This window comes from uncultured Tessaracoccus sp. (assembly GCF_947255005.1).
Lineage (GTDB): Bacteria > Actinomycetota > Actinomycetes > Propionibacteriales > Propionibacteriaceae > Arachnia.
The window spans coordinates 1-21,503 of record NZ_CAMYFI010000027.1 but is presented as its reverse complement, the minus strand read 5'-3'; the positions used below and the strand labels follow the sequence as shown (position 1 = coordinate 21,503).

The following is a 21,503-nucleotide window of genomic DNA, read 5'->3' as shown; positions in this document are numbered from 1 at the left end:
CGAGATGAAAGGCCACCGATGGCATTGCCTGACTTCGCCAGCTACTCGGCTGAGCGCTACCGCGACGAGATCGACCAGGGCATGGCCCACCAGAGGCAGACGCTCGCGGCGCTGCGCAGCGACGGCGCCCTCGCCACGCGCGAGAACGTGCTCAACGTGTGGGAGGAAGCGCGTCGGCCGCTCAATCTGGTGCTCTCGATGTTCTACTCGGTGAAGTCCGCTGACACCACCGACGAGCTGGACGCGATCGCCGAGGAATACGCGGGCAAGCTGTCCGCCCACGACGACGAAATCTATCTCGACAAGGGCATCTACGATCGTCTGCAGGCGCTGCAACGCCGATTCGACGACAGCGAGGTCGAGGCTGACGATCAGGACCGCTACCACCTGACTGAGCTGCTGAAGGACTTCGAGCGGGCCGGCGTCGCGCTCGGCGAGGCGGAGCAGGCGCGTCTGCGCGAGCTGAACGGGCGCATCGCGGAGCTGTCCACGACGTTCGAGCGCCTCAACCGCGAGGCACGTAATGCCGCCGGGTTTGCCGTCGACGAGGAGGAGCTAGAGGGACTCTCCCCCGCCGACGTGGATGCCCTGCGCACCGACGACGGACTCCGCCTTCAGCTGGTGAACACCACGCAGCAGCCACTGACCGCCAAGCTCGCCAACGCCGACTTGCGACGCCGCGTCCTCGACGCCTCCCTTACACGCGGGCTGGGCGAGTTCGATACGCGCGCGACCCTCGTCGAGTTGGCTCGCGTGCGCGCCGAACGCGCCACGCTGCTCGGGTATCCGTCGCACGCGGCGCTCGTCGCGTCGATGGGCACGGCGAAGACGACGCAAGCCATCGAGGAGATGCTCATCCCGCTGGCGCAGGCGGCGCTGGCGAAGACACGCGAGGAAGCAGCCGAGCTCGCGAACAAGTACACCGAGCTCAACCCCGGCGCCACGTTCACGGCGGCTGATTGGCAGTACGTCGAGGCGCAGCTGCGCAAGGAACGGTTCGCCTTCAACGAGTCTGAGCTCGACGAGTACCTCACCGTCGAGAAGGTCACCGAGGCCTGCTACGCAGCGGCCACCGAGCTGTACGGCATCACGTTCAAGCTGCGCGACGATCTGCGCGGGCACGTCGAGGACGCGCAGGTGTACGAGGTGTCCAACGCCGACGGCTCCCCCGTCGGGCTGTTCCTCATGGACCTCTGGGCACGCCCGACGAAGAACGGCGGCGCCTGGATGAACGCCATCAACGAGGTGTCGACGCTCTCCGACGAGCTGCCCATCGTCACCAACAACTGCAACTACCGCAAGACCGTGCCGACCGTCACGTGGGATGAAGTCATCACCATGTTCCACGAGTTCGGACACGCGCTGCACGGGCTGTTCGGCAAGGCCAAGTACCCGTCGCGCTCCGGTACGAGCGTGCCGCGCGACTTCGTCGAATTCCCCAGTCAGGTCAACGAGCACTGGGCCTGGCAGCCCGGCCGGGTGCTGCCCGCCGAATGGCTGGAGAAACTGCAGGCCGCCAGCGAATTCGGGCTGGGCTACGCCAATGCCGAGGTGCTCATCGCCGCGGTGCTCGACTACGTCTGGCACTCCACGCCGCTCGACGAACTCCCCTCCTCCGCCGACGAGGTGGCCGCCTTCGAGCAGTCCGCGCTCGAGCGCTACGGGCTGGCCGACGACATCTGCCCGCCGCGCTACCGCACGCAGTACTTTGCGCACATCTGGGGCGGCGGCTACGAGGCCAGCTACTACGGCTACACCTGGGCCGAGGTGCTCGACGCGGATGCCGTGGCCTGGTTCGAGGAGCAAGGAGGCGGCACCCGAGCAAACGGCGACCACTTCCGCGCGACGTTGCTGGGCCCGGCAGGCGGCGTCGACCCGATGGAGACCTACCGGACGTTCCGCGGACGCGACCCGGAGCTGCAACCACTGCTCGACCGCCTGGGTTTGACATTGGCGTAGTACCGCGCGGGATTTCGATACGCCCGCTACGCGGGCTACTCAATCACCGGGGGCGGCCCTCACCCGGCCCTCGAGTGGGCGGCGCAGCGATCGAAAAACTTCAAAATCCGTACGCAGATTGACCAAACACCCCTAATACAGGCCCTTCATCTCATCTGCGTACGGATTTTGAAGTTTCGTGGTGGGTGGCTTCGGCGGGTTTCGATACGCGAGCTTCGCTCGCTACTCAACCACCGGCCAGGCCCGACCGTCGAGTTGTGCCAGATTCGATGATTGAGTAGCGCCCGTAGGGCGTGTATCGAAATCATCGGGGTGTGGTTTCGATACGCCGCCTACGGCGGCTACTCAACCACCGAGGCGAGAGCGGCTACCCAACCACCGGCGCGGAGCGGCCCCGGCGTACCCGCGATCAGCGGCGGTACCGCAGGGGGTTGGGTTGGCAGCCGCATTCGGTGGCGATGCGCAGGCTGGCGGCGATCCGCCCCTGGTCGCGCAACGCGTGCAGCTGGGAGACCACCTTGTCGCGCAGTGTCATCGGGTCGATGGTGTTGAGGTAGATCTTCGTCGCCCCTTCGAAGCCCGCCAGCGTTGAGACTCGCCACTTCAGCATGATGCGCCACGGCATCGGCTCGCGCACGTCGATGGGCCGATGGTGCCACTCCTCGTTGCACGCGACGTCGGCGCCCGTCGCGGCATGCATCGCGTGCAGCACATCCGACACACCGTCGATCTCCTGCGACGAGTGCCGCCACGGGTCCGACTCCTCAGATCGCGAGTACACCTCGATGGTCGGATACCGGTGCCCAAACCCCGCGAACGCGATGGCGTGGTCGTTTTCGGCGATCATCAGATTGTTTCTGCTCGCATAGTTCGCGGCCGCGTCATTGAAGATGTCGGGATTGCGCCGCAGCCTCGCCAACGTCAGCTCCTGTTGCGTCCCGCGCTCGTCGATCGCCACTAGCTGCTTGTGCAGGTGATCAAAGGACGCACCAGCAGGTTTCAGCCAGTTCTGGAACACGGACACATACCGCGCGTATCGATTGGCAGCGTAGAGCTGTGCCATCGCATCCACTGTAAACCGCAGGAACCGACGGTGCTCCCCCGGCGTGAGCGTGCCGGAGGATGCCAGCTGGGAGTTCTCCGTAGCGCCGTCGACGAAGTGTCGACGGGCAATGATCACGTCGTGTCCTCCCCCGAAAAAGCCGGACGCCGCCTCCAGCTTGTCGGCGAGCTCCATCCGAGCGATGTCCTCGGGCGCATGCCCACTGGCGCGCAGCTTGGCCTCCACCACACTCACCACGTGCCGCAGCCCCTCGGGCTCCGCCAGATACTCCTCACGACGGGCAGCGACGTCGGCAGGGAGCTCGTAGCCGTAGTTGAGATGCCAGTAGTCGTAGCTCAAAATCTCGAACAGGTTCGGCACCCGACGAAACTCCGCCGCCTCGTCGAGGAGCTGGCTGGCGGGGACAGCGTCGAGCTGCGCCCACTCATCGCCCCTTCGCACGAGGCGCGACTTTTCCGGCGGGGTCTCCCAGTAGCGCAGCTCGCAAAAGGCGCAGTGGCGGCCGTGTTCGTCGGGGTTGAGCGGCTGAGTGTCCGCCATCCGCACACCAAGCGGGCGATTGCCGCGGCCGGGCACCGTCCACACCTCGGTACCTGTAAAGGGGTTGAGCTGCTTGACGGTGCCATCGGCGAGCACATCGAGGTACTCCGGCTCCCGCACGAACAGATCCATGCCTCGAGCCTACGCGCTTCAGCGCGCGAAGATCAGTGGATCGATTGCGATGGCGAGGAACAAAATGGCGAGGTAGCTGTTCGACCAGTGGAACAAACGCATGGCCTTCAGCTGCGCACCCTCGAGCCCGCGGTTGGCCCTTCTCAGCAGCTGCACGGCTTCCCAGGTGATGACGGCGCCGGACGCGAGAGCCACGACGGCGTAGAGCGGCCCCGTCGGAGCCACCGGCCACAGCAGCAGCGACGCGCCCACCGTCAGCCAGGTGTAGACGAGAATCTGCCTGGCCACCTGCGGGGCCGTACGAACGACGGGGAGCATCGGCACGCCCGCAGCCGCGTAGTCGTCCTTGTAGCGAAACGACAGCGCCCACGTGTGCGGCGGGGTCCAGAAGAACACCACGGCGAACATGATGATCGGCGGCCAGCTCACCGAGTTCGTGACCGCGGTCCAGCCGATCAGCGGCGGGAAACATCCCGCAATGCCACCCCAGATGATGTTCTGCCACGTGCGGCGCTTGAGCCAGATCGTGTACACGAACACGTACAGCGCGTTGGCCAGCAGCGCGAGACCAGCGGAGAGCCAGTTCGCGCCGAACCCCAAGATGAGCGACGACATGACGGCGAGCAGCACACCGAAGATGGTGGCCGAGCGCACCCCCACTTGGTGCCGAGGCATGGGGCGGCGCCGGGTGCGGCGCATGGTCTCGTCAATGTCGCGATCAAGCACACAGTTGAATGTGTTGGCGCTGGCGGCGGCCATCCAACCACCAAACATGGTGGCAACGGCAGGCCACAGCGGCGGCAATCCGCCCTGCGCGAGGAACATGGCGGGCAGGGTGGTGACCAGCAGCAGCTCGATAATGCGAGGCTTCGTCAGCGCGACGTAGGCCTTCACCACGTCTTTCGCGCTCGCACGCGACGCGTGTGCCGTCGTTGCCGTCACCTGACCTCCCTCACAATTCCCGAGGGAGTCTACAGCTGAAATAGAGAACATCCTAGTTGCGAAGAACCGTTAGGCTGGGGAACGTGACCTCCACTCCCACCCCGTTCGTCAACCCGTTGCGAGACCCGGACGACCGCCGCCTCCCCCGAATCGCAGAACCGTGCGTTCTCGTCATCTTCGGCGTCACCGGCGATCTGTCCCGCAAGAAGCTCATGCCAGCCGTCTACGACCTGGCCAACCGAGGCCTGCTTCCCCCTGGCTTCGGCCTGGTTGGCTTCGCCCGTCGGGAATGGGAAGACCAAGACTTCGCGCAGGTCGTGCACGACGCCGTCAAGGAGCACGCCCGCACCGAATTCCGCGAGGAAGTATGGGAGCAACTGCTCGAGGGGATCCGTTTCGTGAGCGGCACCTTCGATTCCGACGACGCCTTCGAACGCCTGCGAGAAACCCTCACCGAACTCGACACCGAGCGCGGCACCGGCGGCAACCACGCGTTCTACCTCTCCATTCCGCCGTCCGGCTTCGAGCTCGTGATGCAGCAGCTGCGCTCGCACGGCCTGGTAGAGCAGAGCGACGAGAGCTGGCATCGCGTCGTGATCGAGAAACCCTTCGGGCACAACCTCGAATCCGCGAAGGAGCTCGACGCCGTCGTCTCCGACCTGTTCGCGCCCCAAGACGTGTTCCGCATCGACCACTATCTGGGAAAGGAAACTGTCCAGAACATCCTGGCACTGCGGTTCGCGAATCAGCTCTTCGAGCCCGTGTGGAACAACCACTATGTCAGCCACGTCGAGATCACGATGGCCGAAGACATCGGCATCGGGGGCCGCGCAGGCTACTTCGACGGCATCGGCATCGCCCGTGACGTGATGCAAAACCACCTCCTCCAGCTGCTGGCGCTCGCCGCGATGGAAGACCCGACGAACTTCGAAGCCGCCCAGCTGCGCACAGAAAAGAAAAAGGTGCTAGCTGCAGCGAGCGTCCCCAACGACTACGCCAAGCACACCGCGCGCGGGCAATACGCCGGCGGCTGGCAAGGCGGCAAAGAAGTACTGGGTTACATCGACGAGGACGGCGTCGATCCCGGTTCCTGCACCGAAACATTCGCGGCGATTCGCGTCAACATCGACAACCGACGTTGGGCCGGTGTGCCCTTCTACCTCCGCACCGGCAAGCGCATGCCGCGACGCGTGACGGAGGTAGCACTCAACTTCAAGCAACCCCCACACCTGCCATTCACCAGCACCGACACCGCGAAACTCGGCACCAACGCGCTGGTACTTCGCATCCAACCCGACGAGGGCGTCACCCTCCGCTTCGGTGCGAAGGTGCCCGGCACGCAGATGGAGATCCGCGAGGTGTCGATGGATTTCGGCTACGGCGGCTCCTTCACCGAATCCTCCCCGGAAGCCTACGAGCGCCTCATCCTCGACGTGCTGCTCGGTGAACCGCCACTCTTCCCGCAGCAGGAAGAGGTAGAGCTCAGCTGGCGCATCCTCGATCCGGTGCTCGAATACTGGGCCTCGCTCGACGAGCAGCCCGAGCAGTACGAGCCCGGCACCTGGGGCCCATCATCCGCCCACGACATGCTCGCCGGCGACGGTCGTGCCTGGCGACGCCCGTAGGAGCAACATTATGATCATTGAACTGCCAGACACCACGTCGCGGGAAATCTCCGCTGAACTTACCAAGGCGCACCGTGGAGCGGGCGCGAGCGGCCTGGTGCTTACCCTCATCATCGCCACCGACGACACGCACTTCGACGACGCCATCCACGCCGCGAAGGCCTCCGCCTATGCTCACCCATCTAGGGTCATCGTCGTCACCAACGCCAACAGCGACGGTGGCCCGTCGATGGATGCCACGATCGAGGTGGGCGACGGGCTCCCCGGCGATCTCATCACCCTCACCCTCCGTGGCGGGCTGCGTGAGCGAGCCAACGTGATGCTGCTGCCTCTGCTGCTTCCTGACTCCCCTACCGTCGTGTGGTGGCCCCATGAAGGGCCCGATGACCTGGCGAACGACCCCATCGGCCAGCTCGCGGATCGGCGCATCACGGACGCCGCTGGCTGCGCCGACCCGCAGGCGGCGCTCAGAAACCGGGCCCGCCATCATACCGCCGGCGACACTGACCTCACGTGGACACGCCTCACCAGGTGGCGGGCGCTGCTCGTCGCCGCCGTCGACCAGGTGGCATCTCCCGTGCGCGGCGCACGCGTGGTGTCGGCGCACGACAACGCCCCCGCTACGCTGCTCGCCACCTGGTTGAGCAGTAGGCTGGGCATCGAGGTGGAGCGCGTCGACGGCGACGGCGTCGGCGTGATCGAGGTGGTCCTGAACACCGACGCAGGCGACATTCGCATTCATCGCCCCGGCAACACGACGGCGGAGTACACCGTGCCTGGGCAGCCACCACGGAAGGTGGCGCTGCGACGGCGCCCGCTCACTGACCTCCTCACCGAGGAGCTGCAACGCCTTGACCCCGACCAGGTGTTCGAAGACACCGTCGCCCATTTGCTGTCACAAGAAGGAGGTCTCTAATGCACCAACGCCTGGTTCGTGCCCCGCATCCCGACGATGTCACCAACATTGTTGCGGAGCGCCTCGTAGCGTTCCTGACAAAGAAGGATGCCACGAAAGAGCGCATCGATATCTGCCTCGCAGGCGGTACCGCCGCGAACGCCGTATACGAGCGGGTGGCAGAACTCATCGTCGACGTGGACATCGACTATACAAAGCTCCACCTGTGGTGGGGCGACGAGCGGTTCGTGGCGGCCACCGACCCGGAACGCAACTCGCTGCAGGCCCTCGAACGGCTCGCCAGAACCCTGCCCATCCAACCCGCCAACATCCACATGATGGCGGCGAAAGATGGGCGCAAGGATTCCCGCGAAAGCGCAGACGTCTACGAGACAGAACTCGGCGACATCGGCTTCGATCTCGTGTTGCTCGGCATGGGTCCTGACGGGCACACCGCGTCGATCTTTCCCGACCACCCCAGCTTCAAGCCCACCACTCGGCTCGTCATCGGCGTAGAAGATGCGCCGAAGCCTCCCCCAGAGCGCATCACGCTCACGTTCAATGCGCTCAACAACACCGATTCATTGTGGTTCATCGTCACCGGCGAAGCCAAAGCCGACGCCGTGGCTCGCGTCCTCGACGGCGACCAGACGCTACCCGCAACTCACGCTCAAGGCGAACTTTCCACCTTGTGGTTCGTCGACGACGCAGCCGCCAGCAAGCTTCCGGGCCAGTACCACTGCGAGTTTTAGCGCGGTGCTGGCCCGGAAGCTGCGGGTATTGGAGGAAATCAGTAAATGATTTCGCCTGCTGCCCGACGGGCACGCAGCGTGGTGATTGCCTCCGCGAGGATCGCTTTCGCATCCTCCGCGGTGCGACGTTCCTTCACGTAGGCAAGGTGCGTCTTGTACGGCACGATCTTCGGCGGCGGAGGCGGGTTGTCCTCATCTTTGTTCGCCGGAAGTCCGCAGCGGGGGCAGTCCCATTCCTCGGGAATCTGGGCGTCGATTGCAAACGCAGGGCGCGTCTCGTGTCCACTCGCGCAGAAATAGGACACTCGGTGCCGAGCGACGGCGTCTCCTCGCTCTGCCTCGCCCATGGGGCCAGCGCCCACACGGCTTCCACGGATGGCATTGCCACCTGCCACGGCTCTTCTCCTTTGGTTGTCGTTGGGATTGGTTGGGGTGGATCCTCAGAGCGCTTCGGCTCGGTACACCAGCAGCAGCGCGATGATGGTGAGCAGCCAAATCAGCCCGACGATCAGCGTGATGAAATCGAGTCGACGCTCGGCGCGCGAAACGCCACCCATCGACGTGGACATGCCGCCACCGAACAGGTCAGACATACCGCCGCCACGGCCCTTGTGGAGGAGGATGGACGCTGCCAGAAGGACGCTCAGCACGATGAGAATCGCAGAAAGGATAGTCACCGGCGTGGAGAGAAGAGGCACAATCACGCAGGCCAGTGTAACTGACGCATGAGTGAATACCGAATTAGAGCTTTGATAGAACGTTGGTCGGCCGCCCACCACTGTGAACGACCGACCAACGCGTGAGAAACGGATCAGACAGCGAGATCCTGGAACCTGATGATCGCCGCGAACTCCTCCGCCTTCAAGCTTGCGCCACCGACGAGGGCGCCGTCGACGTCGGGCTGATCCATGATGGAGCGGATGCTGCCGGACTTCACCGAGCCGCCGTACTGGATACGCACCTTGTCGGCAGCCTCGTCGCCGAATGCGTTGCGCACCTCATTACGGATAGCGCCGCACACCTCCTGCGCATCCTCGGGGGTCGCCACCTCTCCGGTGCCGATGGCCCACACTGGCTCGTAGGCGATGACGATGCCAGCTACCTGCTCGGCGGTCAGCCCGTCGAGCGCGCCACGAACCTGGGCGACGGTGTACTCGACGTGCTTGCCTTCCTTACGCACGTCCAGGCCCTCCCCTACGCAGATGATGGGAGTCATGCCCGAGGCAATCACCTTCTTGGCCTTCGCGCCGACGAGCTCGTCGGTTTCACCGTGGTACTGGCGACGCTCGGAGTGCCCGACGACGACGTAACGCACCTGCAGCTTGGCCAGCATGTCTGCGTTGACCTCGCCGGTGTAGGCACCGGAATCGTGTGCCGACACGTCCTGCGCGCCGAGCTGCAGCGGCATGCGGTCACCCTCGATGAGCGTCTGCACGGTGCGCAGGTCGGTGAACGGAGGAATCACGACGGCGTCCACCGTCTTCGGGTCAAACTCCTTGTCGGCGAGCGTCCACGCGAGCTTCTGGACGAGCCCAGTCGCCTCGACGTGGTTCATGTTCATTTTCCAGTTGCCAGCGATGATGGGGGTACGAGCCATGATCACTTCTCCTCTTCTAGTACTGCAATACCGGGCAGTTCCTTGCCCTCGAGGAACTCGAGGGATGCGCCGCCACCGGTGGAAATGTGGCCGAATTCGTCGTCGGCATGCCCGAGCGCGCGCACCGCAGCAGCGGAGTCGCCGCCACCGATCACGCTGAATGCGTCGGACTCCGCGAGCGCCTTGGCTACCGCGGCGGTGCCGTGCGACAGCGCCTCGATCTCGAACACACCCATGGGGCCGTTCCAGAAGACGGTCTTGGCACCCTTGATGGTGTCGGCGAACAGCTGCTCGGTCTCAGGGCCGATGTCCAGGCCCATGTAGCCCGCGGGGATGGCATCCGCCGAGACGACGCTCACCTCTCCGTCGACGGTGCGGGCGTCGAAGTCCATGCCTTCCGCCACGCGGGAGTCGACGGGCAGCAGCAGTTGCTTGCCAGCGTCCTTAGCCTGCTGAATGTACCCGGCGCAGGTATCGATGTTGGCTTCGTCAACCAGGGAGTTGCCAATCTCCTTACCCTCCGCTTTGAGGAAGGTGTACGCCATGCCACCGCCCACGATCACCGTGTCAGCAACCTTCAGCAGGTTGTCGATGACAGCGAGCTTGTCGGCCACCTTGGCACCGCCGAGAACGACGACAAACGGGCGCGCCGGATGCTCGGTGACACCGCGCAGCACCTCGACTTCCTTGCCGACGAGGTAGCCTGCGGCGTTCGGGAGCAGTTTGGCCACGTCGTAGACGGAAGCCTGCTTGCGGTGCACGACGCCGAACCCGTCGGAGACGAACACGTCGCCGAATGCCGCGTACTGCTCCGCCAGCGCCTTGCGCTCGTTCTCGTCCTTCGACTCTTCGCCAGGCTCGTAGCGCACGTTCTCGAGAAGGGCGACATCACCGTCGGTGAGGGAATCGACAGTGGCCTTCGCCGATTCGCCGACGACGTCGGTGGCCAGCTTCACGTCCTTGCCAAGCAGCTCGCCGAGGCGCTTCGCGACGGGGGCGAGCGAGTACTTGGGGTTGACTTGGCCCTTCGGGCGTCCAAGGTGCGCCATGATGACGACGCGAGCGCCGGCCTCCACCAGCTTGTTGAGCGTGGGCAGCGCAGCGCGGATGCGGCCGTCGTCGGTGATGACATCGCCGTCGAGCGGCACGTTGAAGTCGCAGCGGATGAGCACCCGCTTGCCTGCGACATCGAGTTCATCGATGGTCTTCACGGAGTTTGGTTCCTTTCAGATCGGAAGAACAACGGGGGATGAAGTGAAGGCCCCGCACCCCTTGCAGGGAGTACGGGGCCAACACCTGTCAGTGCATGGGTGGCTGAACGATCAGAGCTTCGAGCCGACGAGTGCGGTCAGGTCAACCAGACGGTTGGAGTAGCCCCACTCGTTGTCGTACCAGCCCACAACCTTCACCTGGTTGCCGATGACCTTCGTGAGGCCAGCGTCGAAGATGCAGGAGTGCGGGTCGGTCTCGATGTCCTTCGACACGATCGGATCCTCGGTGTAGGAGAGGATGCCCTTGAGCGGACCCTCGGCGGCCTTCTTGATGGCGGTGTTGATTTCCTCGACGGTGACCTCGCGGCCGGCCTCGAAGGTGAGATCGGTAGCGGAGCCGGTCGGGGTGGGAACACGCAGAGCGTAGCCGTCGAACTTGCCCTTGAGCTCAGGGAGCACGAGGGCCACAGCAGCAGCGGCGCCGGTCTTGGTGGGAACGATGTTCAGGGCAGCGGCACGGGCGCGGCGCAGGTCCTTGTGGGGGCCATCCTGCAGGTTCTGGTCTGCAGTGTAAGCGTGGATGGTGGTCATGAGACCCTTTTCGATGCCAAACTCGTCGTTCAGCACCTTCGCCATCGGAGCGAGGCAGTTGGTGGTGCAGGAAGCGTTCGAGATGACGGTGTGGTCGGCCGTCAGGTCGCCGTCATTCACACCCATCACGATGGTGATGTCTTCGTTCTTGGCGGGAGCGGAGATGATGACCTTCTTCGCGCCAGCGGTGATGTGAGCCTTGGCAGCGGAGGCCTCAGTGAAGCGGCCGGTGGACTCCACGACGATGTCGACGCCGAGGTCGCCCCAAGGAAGCTGGGCCGGATCCTTTTCTTCGAAGACCTTGAACGTGTCGCCGCCTGCAGTGATCGACTGGTCGTCGAAGGTGATCTCGCCGTCGAACTTGCCGAGGATCGAGTCGTACTTCAGCAGGTGTGCGAGGGTCTTGTTGTCGGTGAGGTCGTTGACGGCCACCACGTCGATATCGGCACCCGATTTCTTGAGTGCGCGGTAGTAGTTACGGCCGATGCGGCCGAAGCCGTTGATAGCAACCTTAACGGTCATATGAATGGATACCCTTCAGTTCACTTGCGCTCACCCCGCCGGGCGGAATCCCGGGCAGCGTTTTGCGCCTTGGCGTACAGCTTTATCCTAGCCCCATCGATCAGATGGACAAGCTCGAGGCTCGAGAAACTGTGCTCTAATCGCTGTCGCGCAGATCTGGGGGCAGCGACGCCTCGGTGTCGGGTATGCCTTGTTCCTTCGCAGCCTTGTCAGCGGTCGACAGCAGCCGTCGAATACGCCCCGCGACGGCATCCTTCGTGAGCGGCGGATCGTGCAACTTGCCGAGCTCTTCCAAGCTGGCCTGGCGGTGTTCGATACGCAGCATCCCCGCGACGCGCAAATGTTCCGGCACGTCGTCACCAAGAATCTCAAGGGCCCGCTGCACCCGCGTGCTCGCCGCCACTGCAGCGCGCACGGAGCGTCGAAGGTTCGCGTCGTCGAAGTTTGCCAGCCGGTGCGCTTGCGCGCGAACTTCGCGGCGCATCCTGCGCTCCTCCCAGAGCAGGCGCACTTCCTGGGCGCCCATGCGCGTCAGCAGTTCAGCGATCGCCTCGCCGTCGCGCAGTTGGACGCGGGTCTGGTTGCGGGATTCCCTCGACTTCGCCGTGATCCCGAGTCTCCGCCCCGCCCCGACGAGGGCGAGCGCCGCTTCTGCGCCGGGGCAGGTGACTTCGAGCCCCATGGAGCGACCGGGTTCGGTCAGTGAACCACGCGCTAAGAATGCACCGCGCCACACCGCCGTCGCGTCGATGACAGATCCCGCAACCACCTTCGGTGGAAGCCCTCGTACGGGGCGGCGCTTATGATCGACAAGCCCGGTGAGCCTGGCCAGACGTTCGCCGTCGGCAACGACGCGGATGGTGTAGCGCGGGTTGCGATGAATACCGGAAGGATTAATCACCACGAGTTCCGATGAGCAGTCCCACAGGTCCGTGATGACTGTGCTCAACCGACGTGCTGCCGCAGCGGAATCGAGTTCGGCCTCGACAACGATCTTGCCCGCGACTAGATGTAAACCGCCGCCGAAGCGAAGCATGGCGATGGCTTCCGCCGCTCGCGCACTGGATTGCGGGATGTGTACTGCGGACAGCTCAGACTTGAGTTTCTGGGTCAAGGCCATCGGCCCGTTCACCTCTTCCCTTGCCCAATCACCTCGGCGAATACTGCGGCAAGTCGATCCGGATCATGCGTCGGCGTCCCGTCGCGTGAGGCGACATCCGCCACGACGAGTTCCGCTCCGAGCGCCCGCACGTAGTCTGCCATGTGTGGATCCCTTTGAGCGAACCCCGCATCCGCGATCACGGCGTCGAGCCGTAGCTCGGGGGCGTGCTCTGCAAGGACTTCAAGGTGTCGTCCGGCGCTCATGCCCGCCGTCTCATCACGTGGTGCGATATTGAATACGAGAATACGTTGAGCCCGCGCGGCCATGAGAGCATCGCACAGTTGAGGTACCAACAGGTGCGGAATCACGGAGGTAAACCACGACCCAGGCCCCAACACGATTGCGTCGGCGTGGCTGACGGCCTCCAACGCACTCGGGTAGGCCGGGGGCTCTTGGGGCACCAACCGCACGCGCCGCACCTCAGCGTGCGCCTTCGCTACGCTCGCTTGCCCAATCAGGGTGTTGATCTCGTCAGGCGCAAACGGATCTAGGCCCAGCACGTCGGCCTCAATTTCCAACGGCACCGTGCTCATCGGAATGACGCGACCCTCCACGCCCAGGAGGTCCCCCACCATGTCGAGGGCCGCCAGTTCGTCGCCCAGCTGCTGCCACAACCCGGCGATCAGCAGGTTGCCGATAGCGTGGCCCGCGAGGGGTCCGTCGCCTCGGAAACGCGCTTGCAGCACCTTGGCCCAGGTGCTGCCCGCATCGTCGTCGGAGCACAACGCCGCGAGCGCCATGCGCAGATCACCCGGCGGAAGGATGTCGAACTCGTCGCGAAGTCGCCCCGACGACCCGCCGTCGTCGGCGACCGTCACGATCGCGGTGAGCCGTTGCGTCACCTTGCGCAGCGCCCTCAGGCTGGCGGCAAGCCCATGCCCACCACCGAGGGCGACGACGTTGGGCCCTGGCGTCGTATCCACGTCGCTCACTCCTTCCCCAGATCACGGTGCATGACCGTGCACATCACGCCCGCTTCGGTCAGTCGTCCCTTGAGTTCCTCGCTCATGGCAGTGGAACGGTGCTTGCCTCCCGTGCAACCGATGGCGAGCGTCACCTGCCGCTTGCCTTCGTTGAGGTAGCCGGGCGAGGTGGTGCGAATGACCGCCATCATGTTGTCGAGCATTTCTTGCGCGGCATCAAACTTGAGCACGTAGGCTGCGACGTCGCGGCTGAGGCCCGTCTTGGGGCGTAGTTCCGGAATCCAAAATGGATTGGGCAGGAAGCGCACGTCGAACACGAGGTCGGCATCAATCGGAAGCCCATGCTTGAAGCCGAAGCTCATGATGGACACGCTGAGGGCGTCGGTGGTGTCGCTGCCAAAGTGGTTCGCGATGCGCTGAACAAGCTGCCTGGCGCTCAGCCTCGAGGTGTCGACGACGATGTCAGCGCGCGCTCGGAGATCTGCCATGAGGTGGCGCTCTTTGGTGATGCCATCCATGAGCCTGCCCTCGCCTTGCAACGGGAGCGGGCGGCGGTTGGATTCCTGGCGTTGGACGATCACATCATCGTCTGCTTCCAAATACACGAGGGCGAGCTTCCGGGTCTGGCGGCGGAGACGCTCGATGGCTTCAGGAAGTTGCTCGAAGAACACGCGGGTTCGCACGTCAGCCACGACTGCGAGGCGATCGATGCCGAAGCCAGTGATGGTGTCGGCGAGAGAGGGCAGCATGACGGGAGGCAGGTTGTCGACCACGTACCAACCGAGGTCTTCCATCGCGTGCGCGGCGGTGCGTCGGCCTGCTCCAGACAGCCCCGTAATGATCGCAACTTCACTCACCATGCGCTCAACCTTATCTGCCTTCGCCTGCGACGGCGGCTTTCTCCTCGCCTTTGTCCAGCGCCGCTACGGCGCCGGGGCCGCAGGCGCGATCTCAGTTTCGTTCTCAGCGAGCCCGCGCGCATGCACCGCATCTCCCGTGCGCTGCGCATACGAGACGGCGTCCACCAGCGTCGGCACGAGCAACGAGACGAGGTTGCTGCCTCTCCCCCGTGCACGGGCGGCGTCGCGGGAGGTTTGGAACGAGCCAAGTAAGTAGGGAATGGAGCGCACCATGATGGCGACGGTAAGCGCAATCTGGTCCACGTTCACCCCCACCCGCCGCAGCGGCGAGAGCCCACGCACCAACGCGTCGAGCAAATCGGGCGTGCTGGTGGTGAGCGTGAGCATCCGGGAGGCGAGCACTGCGACGAGCAGGTTGCCGGTGGTGATGAACGCGAGCAGCGGGCGCAGTGTGATGAGCTGAAATACCGCGATGCCGGCGAGTAAGATCCACAGCATCCAACCGATGTCGAGCGCACGGCGGAAGGTGACACCCGATGTGCGCAGCAGCACTAACACGACGGCGAGCGCCAGCGCTGTCATCCACCACGTGCCCATGATGAACGTCGGTAGCGTCACGCTGATGAGCAGCAGATATTTCCAACCGACGCCGATGCGGAACAGCCACCCGTCGCCGGGCTGATAGATGCCGAGGAGGCTCGCGTGCACGTTCACTGCATGCGCGCCTTGTAATAAGCGACCGCGGCGGCAGGGTCGTCGTCGGCAACAATTCGGCCGTCCTCCACGACGAGGGCTCGCTCGGCGAGCAGCGCGAAGTCGAGATCGTGCGTCGAGAAAATGAGTTGCTGGTCGAGCTGCTCAAATACTCCCCGGAGGGCGCGCTTGTTGCGGAGGTCGAGGAGCGTCGTCGGCTCGTCGGCCACCACCACGGTGGGGGATACAGCGAGCACGCTCGTGAGCGCGACGAGTTGACGCTCTCCGCCCGAGAGATCGTAGATGGATTGGTGCGCGACACCTCCGATCCCCCGGGCGTCGAGCAGTTCTTGGGCGCGAGCGAGACGTTCCGTCTTCGATTTGATGACACCGCGCAGGCTGAGCTCGATGTCCTCGATGGGTGTGGACATGAGCAGCTGCGAAAGCGGGTCGGTGAAGATGAAGCCGACGAGTTTGCGTACCTGCTTGCCCGCTTTCGCGGTGTCGTGGCCATCGACGGTGACCGTCCCGCTCGTCGGTAGCCGAAGCCCGTTGAGCAGACGCAGCAGTGTGGACTTCCCAGAACCATTCGCCCCGATCACGACGATGCGCCGCTCGGAAAGCTCCAGCGAGATGTCGTCGAGGAGCACCCGCTCAGGGTCGCCCTGCCGCAGCGGAGGTACGCACAGCCGAACGTCGCTGAGCTCGATCATCGGTGCATGAGTCTCGGGAAGGCTTTGAAGATCGCCAGCGCAACCACCACTGCGACGATGGTCTTGAGCAGGTCACCGGGCCAGAAGACGAGGTCCGCTGCGAGCAGGCTCGTGAACGGCTTCTTGAGGGTGATCGCCATGCCGAGGGTGCCGAGCGGGTACATGATGAGTATTCGACAGGCAACGACGGTGAGCGTCAGCCACAGCCAGGTGAGTTTCTCGAGCCCGTTGCGCAGGATGCGTCGAGAGATGAGACCCACCACGATGGTGCACACCACGAAGGCAATGAGATAGCCAACCGTCGGCCCAAACCAGGGTGCGAGCCCAGCCTTGCCCTTGGCGAAAACTGGAAGGCCCGCAGTACCCATTAGTAGGTAGAGCGCCACGGCCGCTGTGCCTCGCCATGGCCCGAGCACCAGCGCGGTGAGGGTGACGCCCAGCGTCTGCAGCGTGATGGGAACACCCAGGCTACCGACGGGGATCGCGGGCATCACCGACAGTGCTGCGATGAGCGCGGCGAACACGGCGATGTAGGCGATGTCGTTGGCCTCAAAGGTACGTGTGGCAGACTGCGTGGGGGCCGGAGCATCAGACATGCGTCTCTCCTTTAGGACATTGGCTGAACAGCATTCAACACCACCGGTTGAATAGTGTTCAAACCGGGGGCGTCGTATGTGTGACGCCCTCACGTTTCCGTTACCTCGCCCGTGGTGAGGTTGATCGCCTCGCCGCCGGAAGCCTGCACCACGTCGTGGATGGCCTTCGCCAGCGCAGGCCCGATGCCGGGCACCTCGTCGATTTCGTCGACGGTGGCGGCACGCAGCTTCTTCACGCTGCCGAAGTACTTCATGAGCGCCTTGCGGCGGACGTCACCCAGGCCGGGCACGCCGTCGAGGATGGAGTCGATCAACGCCTTGCCCCGTCGTTGCCGGTGGAAGGTGATCGCGAACCGGTGTGCCTCGTCGCGGGCGCGCTGCATGAGGTACAGGCCGTCGGAGGTGCGAGGAAGAATCAGCGGGTACTCCTCCCCCGGCAGCCATACCTCTTCCAGCCGTTTCGCGAGCCCGCACAACGCGATGTCCTCGCTCAGCCCGAACTCCTCCAGCACCTTCGCCGCAGCCGCCACCTGCGGCGCCCCGCCGTCGACAATGATGAGGGACGGCGCATACGCGAAGCGCTTGGCCACCCCCGTCGTCGCATCGACCAGATCGTCGGCTTCGTTGTCTTTCAGCCTCCGCAGTCGGCGGGTGAGCACCTCGCGGATGGCGCGGACATCGTCGGAGCCCTCGAAACCCTTAATGAGGAAGCGTCGGTATTCGGAATTGCGCGCCAGCCCGTCCTCGAACACCACCATGGAGCCGACGACTTCCTGGCCCATCGTGTGCGAGATGTCGTAGCACTCGATCCTGAGCGGCGGCGCTGGCAGGCCCAGGGCCTCCTCGATCTCTTCGAGGGCACGGTTGCGGGTGGTGAGGTCCGTCGAGCGTTTGCGTTTGTATTGCTCCAGCGCGAGTTCTGCGTTCTTCACGACGGTATCCAGCAGCCGCCGCTTCTCTCCCCGCAGCGGCACGCGCACCTCCACCCTCGCCCCTCGCCGGGCGGTGAGCAGCTCCGCGACGGCGGGTTCGGCCTCGACGGAGGTGTACACCGTCGGTGGAATATCGGCGTCGTCGGCGGCGTAGAGCTGGGCGATGAACGCCTCGACGAGCTCCGTGATCGGTCGGTCGTCTAAGCGATCCGCCACCCAGCCACGCTCACCGAGAATCTTGCCTCCGACCACGTGGAACACCTGGACGGCCACCTGGGTTGGGTCTTCCGCGAACCCGACGACGTCAGCGCGCTTGCCGTCGTTGAACACGACAGCTTGCTTCTCCTGCACCTTCTTCATCGCGTCCAGTGCGTCACGTAGCGTGGCGGCGCGCTCGAAGTTGAGGTCGGCGGACGCGTCGTACATGGCGCGTTCAACCCGCCCAATCACATCGCCCGTTCTGCCACCCATGAAGGCCATCAGCTCGCCCGCGATCTCGCGGTGTTCCTCAGCGGAGACGCGCCCGATGCAGGGCGCGGAACATTTGCCGATGTCTCCTAGCAGGCAGGCGCGCCCGGAGCGGCGTGCTCCGTCGAACACTCCTTTGGAGCACGAGCGCATCGGGAATACACGCAGCAGAAGGTCGAGCGTGTCGCGGATTGCCCACGCCTGCCCGTAGGGGCCGAAGTATCTTGTGCCGCGTTTCTTCGCGCCGCGCCCCACCATGACACGGGGAAACTCCTCACTCCACGTGACCGCAAGCCAGGGGTACGACTTATCGTCGCGATACTTCACGTTGAAGCGCGGATCGAACTGCTGGATCCACGTGTACTCCAGCTGAAGCGCCTCCACCTCGCTGCCGACGACGGTCCAGTCGACGCGAGCCGCGGTGCGCACCATGGTTTGGGTACGGAAGTGCTTGTTCTCGAGGTCGACGAAATATGAGCTCAGACGGTTGCGGAGGTTCTTCGCCTTGCCGACGTAGATGACGTTGCCGAAGGAATCGAAGAACCGGTACACGCCCGGCGAGGTGGGGATGTCCGACGTGCGCGGACGGTAACTGGCCGGATCAGCCATGCGGCGCCAACATCTCGCGGAGGAACTTGCCCGTCTCGGAGGCTTCGTTGGCGGCCACGTCCTCCGGCGTGCCCGTTGCGACGACCAGACCGCCGCGCGAGCCCCCGTCGGGCCCCATATCGATGAGCCAGTCGGCGCATTTGATGACGTCGAGGTTGTGCTCGATCACGATCACAGTGTTGCCCTGGTCGACGAGGCGCTGCAACACGACGAGCAAGCGTCGGATGTCCTCGAAATGCAAACCCGTGGTGGGCTCGTCGAGGACGTAGAGAGTGCGTCCGGTGGAGCGTTTCTGCAGCTCGGCGGCCAGTTTGACACGCTGCGCCTCGCCGCCGGACAGCGTCGTGGCGGGCTGCCCGAGACGCACATACCCGAGGCCTACCTCGTCGAGCGTCTTCAAATGGCGACTAATGGAGCCGATGGCGCCAAAGAAGTCGACAGCTTCCGCGATGGGCATATCCAGGACATCCGAGATGGATTTGCCCTTGTAGTGCACCTCGAGTGTCTCGCGGTTATAGCGGGCGCCATCGCACACCTCGCACGGCACGTACACGTCGGGCAGGAAGTTCATCTCGACGCGGATGGTGCCGTCGCCCTTACACGCCTCGCAGCGCCCGCCCTTGACGTTGAAGGAGAAGCGCCCGGCCTGGTAGCCGCGCACCTTCGCCTCCGGTGTTTCTGCGAAGAGCTTGCGGATCTTGTCGAACACACCGGTGTAGGTGGCTGGGTTCGACCTGGGGGTGCGCCCGATAGGTGACTGATCCACCTGGATGATCTTGTCGAGGTGTTCGAGGCCCTGCAGTTTGCGGTGTTTCCCGGGGACGTTCCTCGCGTTGTAGATGGCCTTGGCAGCAGCCGGGTACAAAATGCCGTTGACCAAGGACGACTTGCCAGAGCCGGAAACCCCGGTGACCGCGATGAACGTGCCGAGCGGGAAGTCGACGTCCACCTCGCGCAGGTTATTGTGTCGGGCACCCTCCACCGACAGCGTCGCCCCGTTGCCCTCGCGGCGCACCGCCGGGACATCGATGGCGAGTTTGCCCGAAAGGTACTGCCCCGTCTTGGAGTGTGGATTGGCCAGGAGCTCGTCGAAGCTGCCGGAGACGACAACTTCGCCACCCAGCTCCCCCGCGCCTGGGCCGATGTCGACGATCCAGTCGGCGTGCCGGATCGTGTCTTCGTCGTGTTCGACGACGATGAGCGTGTTGCCCATGTCGCGCAGGCGCTCCAGGGTTGCCACGAGCCGGAGGTTGTCTCGTTGGTGCAAGCCGATGCTTGGTTCGTCGAGCACGTAGAGCACGCCCACCAGCCCGGCGCCGATCTGCGTCGCCAAACGGATGCGTTGCGCTTCACCGCCCGAGAGCGTGCCAGCTGCGCGTGACAGGGTGAGGTAGTCGAGCCCCACATCAATCAGGAACTTCAACCGCGCGAGAATCTCCTTAATCACGCGGGCGGCGATCGTCGCCTCCGTGCGCGTGAGTTCGAGCGAGTTGAGCCATTCAAAGGCCTCCCCCACCGAGAGCGACACGAGTTCAGAGATGTTCTTGCCGTACACCGTGACCGCCAGCGACGAGGGCTTCAACCGCTCCCCTTGGCACGTGGGGCAGGCGAGTTCACGCATGTACTGCCCCCAGCGCTCGCGTGCGTGATCGGTTTCCGCTTCGTCGTGACGCCGTCGGATGAACGGGATGATACCTTCATACTTCTGCGAGAAGGTGCGCAGCCTGCCGAACCGGTTGCGGTACTTCACGACGACGTTGCCAGGCATGCCATGCAGGATGAGTTTGCGTGCCGACTTCGACAGCTCACGCCACGGCACCGTCATCGAGAAGCCGTGCTCCTCCCCCAACGACGTGAGCACGTGCTCGTAGTGGTTCTTCAGGTGGGCGTTGTTCCACGGGGCGATGGCGCCGTCGCGCAGCGAGAGGTCTTCGTCGGGGATGATGAGTTCCGGGTCTGGGTCGAGCACCGCGCCGATGCCGCTGCAGTCAGGGCACGCGCCCCAGGGGCCGTTGAACGAGAACTGTCGCGGTTCAAGCTCCTCCAGCTGCACATCGTGATCGTTCGGACAGCCAAGCTTCTCCGAGTAGCGCCGCAGCCGGTCGGGGGCATCGTCGGGAAGGTCGACGAAGTCGATGGCCACGACACCTCCTGCCAGCTCAAGTGCGGTTTCGACGGATTCCGTGATGCGCTGCTGAGCCTTCGCTCGAACGACGGCACGGTCGACGATCACTTCCACGTCGTGCTTGCGCTTCTTGTCAATCGTGGGCAGGTCGGTGAGCTGATAGCTCTCGCCGTCGATTCGCACGCGCGAGTATCCGTCGCCGAGCAGCTGCCGGAAGAGTTCTGAGAATTCGCCTTTGCGCCCGCGCACCACGGGGGCGAGAATCTGGAAGCGGGTGCCTTCGTCGAGTGCCATGAGGCGATCGACGATCTGCTGCGGGGTCTGCTTGCCAATAGCCGCACCGCACTCTGGGCAATGGGGGATCCCGATCCTCGCATACAGCAGGCGTAAATAGTCGTAGATTTCTGTGATGGTGCCAACGGTGGAACGCGGGTTCCTGCTCGTCGATTTCTGGTCGATCGACACCGCCGGCGACAAGCCTTCGATGAAGTCCACGTCGGGCTTGTCCATCTGGCCCAAGAACATGCGCGCATAGGCCGACAGCGACTCTACGTATCGTCGCTGCCCTTCGGCGAAAATCGTGTCGAACGCGA

The 21,503-nt window shown here is 64.4% G+C and carries 19 protein-coding genes; 4 read left to right on the top strand and 15 right to left on the bottom strand.

What is annotated here, in order from left to right:
• Positions 1 to 18 precede the first annotated feature (18 nt).
• On the top strand, positions 19 to 1,959 hold the full coding sequence (locus Q0X61_RS07370; protein WP_297741812.1) for a M3 family metallopeptidase: 1,941 nt from the start codon (positions 19 to 21) through the stop codon (positions 1,957 to 1,959).
• A gap of 409 nt (positions 1,960 to 2,368) precedes the next feature.
• Here the strand turns inward: Q0X61_RS07370 and Q0X61_RS07365 are convergent, their stop codons facing one another.
• Both Q0X61_RS07365 and Q0X61_RS07360 read right to left on the bottom strand, forming a co-directional pair.
• The gene (locus Q0X61_RS07365) at positions 2,369 to 3,694 is read right to left on the bottom strand and encodes a DUF4921 family protein (protein WP_297741810.1); all 1,326 of its coding nucleotides are present in this window, start codon (positions 3,692 to 3,694) and stop codon (positions 2,369 to 2,371) included.
• An 18-nt stretch (positions 3,695 to 3,712) separates the two neighbouring features.
• The gene (locus Q0X61_RS07360; RefSeq protein WP_367270718.1) at positions 3,713 to 4,636 is read right to left on the bottom strand and encodes a heme o synthase; all 924 of its coding nucleotides are present in this window, start codon (positions 4,634 to 4,636) and stop codon (positions 3,713 to 3,715) included.
• A 149-nt stretch (positions 4,637 to 4,785) separates the two neighbouring features.
• Here Q0X61_RS07360 and zwf point away from each other — a divergent pair, with 149 nt between their 5' ends.
• The 3 genes from zwf to pgl are packed head-to-tail and all read left to right on the top strand — an operon-like array spanning position 4,786 to position 7,908.
• Complete coding sequence (gene zwf / locus Q0X61_RS07355) at positions 4,786 to 6,261, top strand: glucose-6-phosphate dehydrogenase (RefSeq protein ID WP_297741827.1); 1,476 nt, start codon at positions 4,786 to 4,788, stop codon at positions 6,259 to 6,261.
• 10 nt (positions 6,262 to 6,271) lie between these two features.
• Positions 6,272 to 7,177 carry a glucose-6-phosphate dehydrogenase assembly protein OpcA gene (locus Q0X61_RS07350; RefSeq protein ID WP_297741806.1) on the top strand — a complete coding sequence of 302 codons (906 nt, stop codon included), beginning with the start codon at positions 6,272 to 6,274 and terminating at the stop codon, positions 7,175 to 7,177.
• Positions 7,177 to 7,908, top strand: a complete 732-nt coding sequence (gene pgl, locus Q0X61_RS07345) for a 6-phosphogluconolactonase (protein WP_297741804.1) — start codon at positions 7,177 to 7,179, stop codon at positions 7,906 to 7,908. Before Q0X61_RS07350 ends, pgl begins: the two co-directional genes overlap by 1 nt.
• Positions 7,909 to 7,946: 38 nt before the next feature.
• Here the strand turns inward: pgl and Q0X61_RS07340 are convergent, their stop codons facing one another.
• From Q0X61_RS07340 to uvrA, 13 genes are all read right to left on the bottom strand, one after another.
• On the bottom strand, positions 7,947 to 8,303 hold the full coding sequence (locus tag Q0X61_RS07340; RefSeq protein WP_297741803.1) for an RNA polymerase-binding protein RbpA: 357 nt from the start codon (positions 8,301 to 8,303) through the stop codon (positions 7,947 to 7,949).
• Between the two features lie 45 nt (positions 8,304 to 8,348).
• Entirely contained in the window at positions 8,349 to 8,612 is a 264-nt protein-coding gene (gene secG, locus Q0X61_RS07335; protein WP_297741801.1) for a preprotein translocase subunit SecG, read from the bottom strand.
• 107 nt (positions 8,613 to 8,719) lie between these two features.
• Positions 8,720 to 9,505 (bottom strand): triose-phosphate isomerase, encoded by a 786-nt coding sequence (gene tpiA / locus Q0X61_RS07330; RefSeq protein WP_297741799.1) that lies wholly within the window; start codon positions 9,503 to 9,505, stop codon positions 8,720 to 8,722.
• A gap of 2 nt (positions 9,506 to 9,507) precedes the next feature.
• Entirely contained in the window at positions 9,508 to 10,716 is a 1,209-nt protein-coding gene (pgk, locus tag Q0X61_RS07325; RefSeq protein ID WP_297741797.1) for a phosphoglycerate kinase, read from the bottom strand.
• 111 nt (positions 10,717 to 10,827) lie between these two features.
• Complete coding sequence (gene gap / locus Q0X61_RS07320) at positions 10,828 to 11,829, bottom strand: type I glyceraldehyde-3-phosphate dehydrogenase (protein ID WP_297741795.1); 1,002 nt, start codon at positions 11,827 to 11,829, stop codon at positions 10,828 to 10,830.
• A gap of 136 nt (positions 11,830 to 11,965) precedes the next feature.
• Complete coding sequence (gene whiA, locus Q0X61_RS07315; RefSeq protein WP_297741793.1) at positions 11,966 to 12,949, bottom strand: DNA-binding protein WhiA; 984 nt, start codon at positions 12,947 to 12,949, stop codon at positions 11,966 to 11,968.
• 8 nt (positions 12,950 to 12,957) lie between these two features.
• A complete protein-coding gene (yvcK, locus tag Q0X61_RS07310) occupies positions 12,958 to 13,914 on the bottom strand; it encodes a uridine diphosphate-N-acetylglucosamine-binding protein YvcK (protein ID WP_297741791.1) in 957 nt (318 codons plus the stop codon).
• 5 nt (positions 13,915 to 13,919) lie between these two features.
• Positions 13,920 to 14,774 carry an RNase adapter RapZ gene (rapZ, locus tag Q0X61_RS07305; RefSeq protein ID WP_297741789.1) on the bottom strand — a complete coding sequence of 285 codons (855 nt, stop codon included), beginning with the start codon at positions 14,772 to 14,774 and terminating at the stop codon, positions 13,920 to 13,922.
• A 63-nt stretch (positions 14,775 to 14,837) separates the two neighbouring features.
• A complete protein-coding gene (locus Q0X61_RS07300) occupies positions 14,838 to 15,488 on the bottom strand; it encodes an energy-coupling factor transporter transmembrane protein EcfT (RefSeq protein WP_297741787.1) in 651 nt (216 codons plus the stop codon).
• Positions 15,485 to 16,180: an energy-coupling factor ABC transporter ATP-binding protein gene (locus tag Q0X61_RS07295; protein ID WP_297741785.1), complete on the bottom strand. Its 696-nt coding sequence runs from the start codon at positions 16,178 to 16,180 to the stop codon at positions 15,485 to 15,487. Before Q0X61_RS07295 ends, Q0X61_RS07300 begins: the two co-directional genes overlap by 4 nt.
• Positions 16,177 to 16,776, bottom strand: a complete 600-nt coding sequence (locus Q0X61_RS07290; RefSeq protein WP_297741784.1) for a biotin transporter BioY — start codon at positions 16,774 to 16,776, stop codon at positions 16,177 to 16,179. Before Q0X61_RS07290 ends, Q0X61_RS07295 begins: the two co-directional genes overlap by 4 nt.
• Positions 16,777 to 16,865: 89 nt before the next feature.
• Positions 16,866 to 18,785, bottom strand: coding sequence for an excinuclease ABC subunit UvrC (uvrC, locus tag Q0X61_RS07285; RefSeq protein ID WP_297741782.1), 1,920 nt, complete (start codon positions 18,783 to 18,785; stop codon positions 16,866 to 16,868).
• Positions 18,778 to 21,503 (bottom strand): excinuclease ABC subunit UvrA (gene uvrA, locus Q0X61_RS07280; RefSeq protein ID WP_367270717.1); only part of this gene is annotated, 2,726 nt, incomplete at its 5' end. The genes uvrA and uvrC, both read right to left, overlap by 8 nt.

Coding starts and splice junctions, on each gene's coding strand:
- Q0X61_RS07350 (WP_297741806.1), top strand. CDS start 6,272: ATGATCATTGAACTGCCAGACACCACGTCGCGGGAAATCTCCGCTGAA.
- Q0X61_RS07370 (WP_297741812.1), top strand. CDS start 19: ATGGCATTGCCTGACTTCGCCAGCTACTCGGCTGAGCGCTACCGCGAC.
- pgl (WP_297741804.1), top strand. CDS start 7,177: ATGCACCAACGCCTGGTTCGTGCCCCGCATCCCGACGATGTCACCAAC.
- Q0X61_RS07365 (WP_297741810.1), bottom strand. CDS start 3,694: ATGGATCTGTTCGTGCGGGAGCCGGAGTACCTCGATGTGCTCGCCGAT.
- Q0X61_RS07290 (WP_297741784.1), bottom strand. CDS start 16,776: ATGTCTGATGCTCCGGCCCCCACGCAGTCTGCCACACGTACCTTTGAG.
- tpiA (WP_297741799.1), bottom strand. CDS start 9,505: ATGGCTCGTACCCCCATCATCGCTGGCAACTGGAAAATGAACATGAAC.
- rapZ (WP_297741789.1), bottom strand. CDS start 14,774: ATGGTGAGTGAAGTTGCGATCATTACGGGGCTGTCTGGAGCAGGCCGA.
- whiA (WP_297741793.1), bottom strand. CDS start 12,949: ATGGCCTTGACCCAGAAACTCAAGTCTGAGCTGTCCGCAGTACACATC.
- gap (WP_297741795.1), bottom strand. CDS start 11,829: ATGACCGTTAAGGTTGCTATCAACGGCTTCGGCCGCATCGGCCGTAAC.
- uvrC (WP_297741782.1), bottom strand. CDS start 18,785: ATGGCTGATCCGGCCAGTTACCGTCCGCGCACGTCGGACATCCCCACC.
- Q0X61_RS07295 (WP_297741785.1), bottom strand. CDS start 16,180: ATGATCGAGCTCAGCGACGTTCGGCTGTGCGTACCTCCGCTGCGGCAG.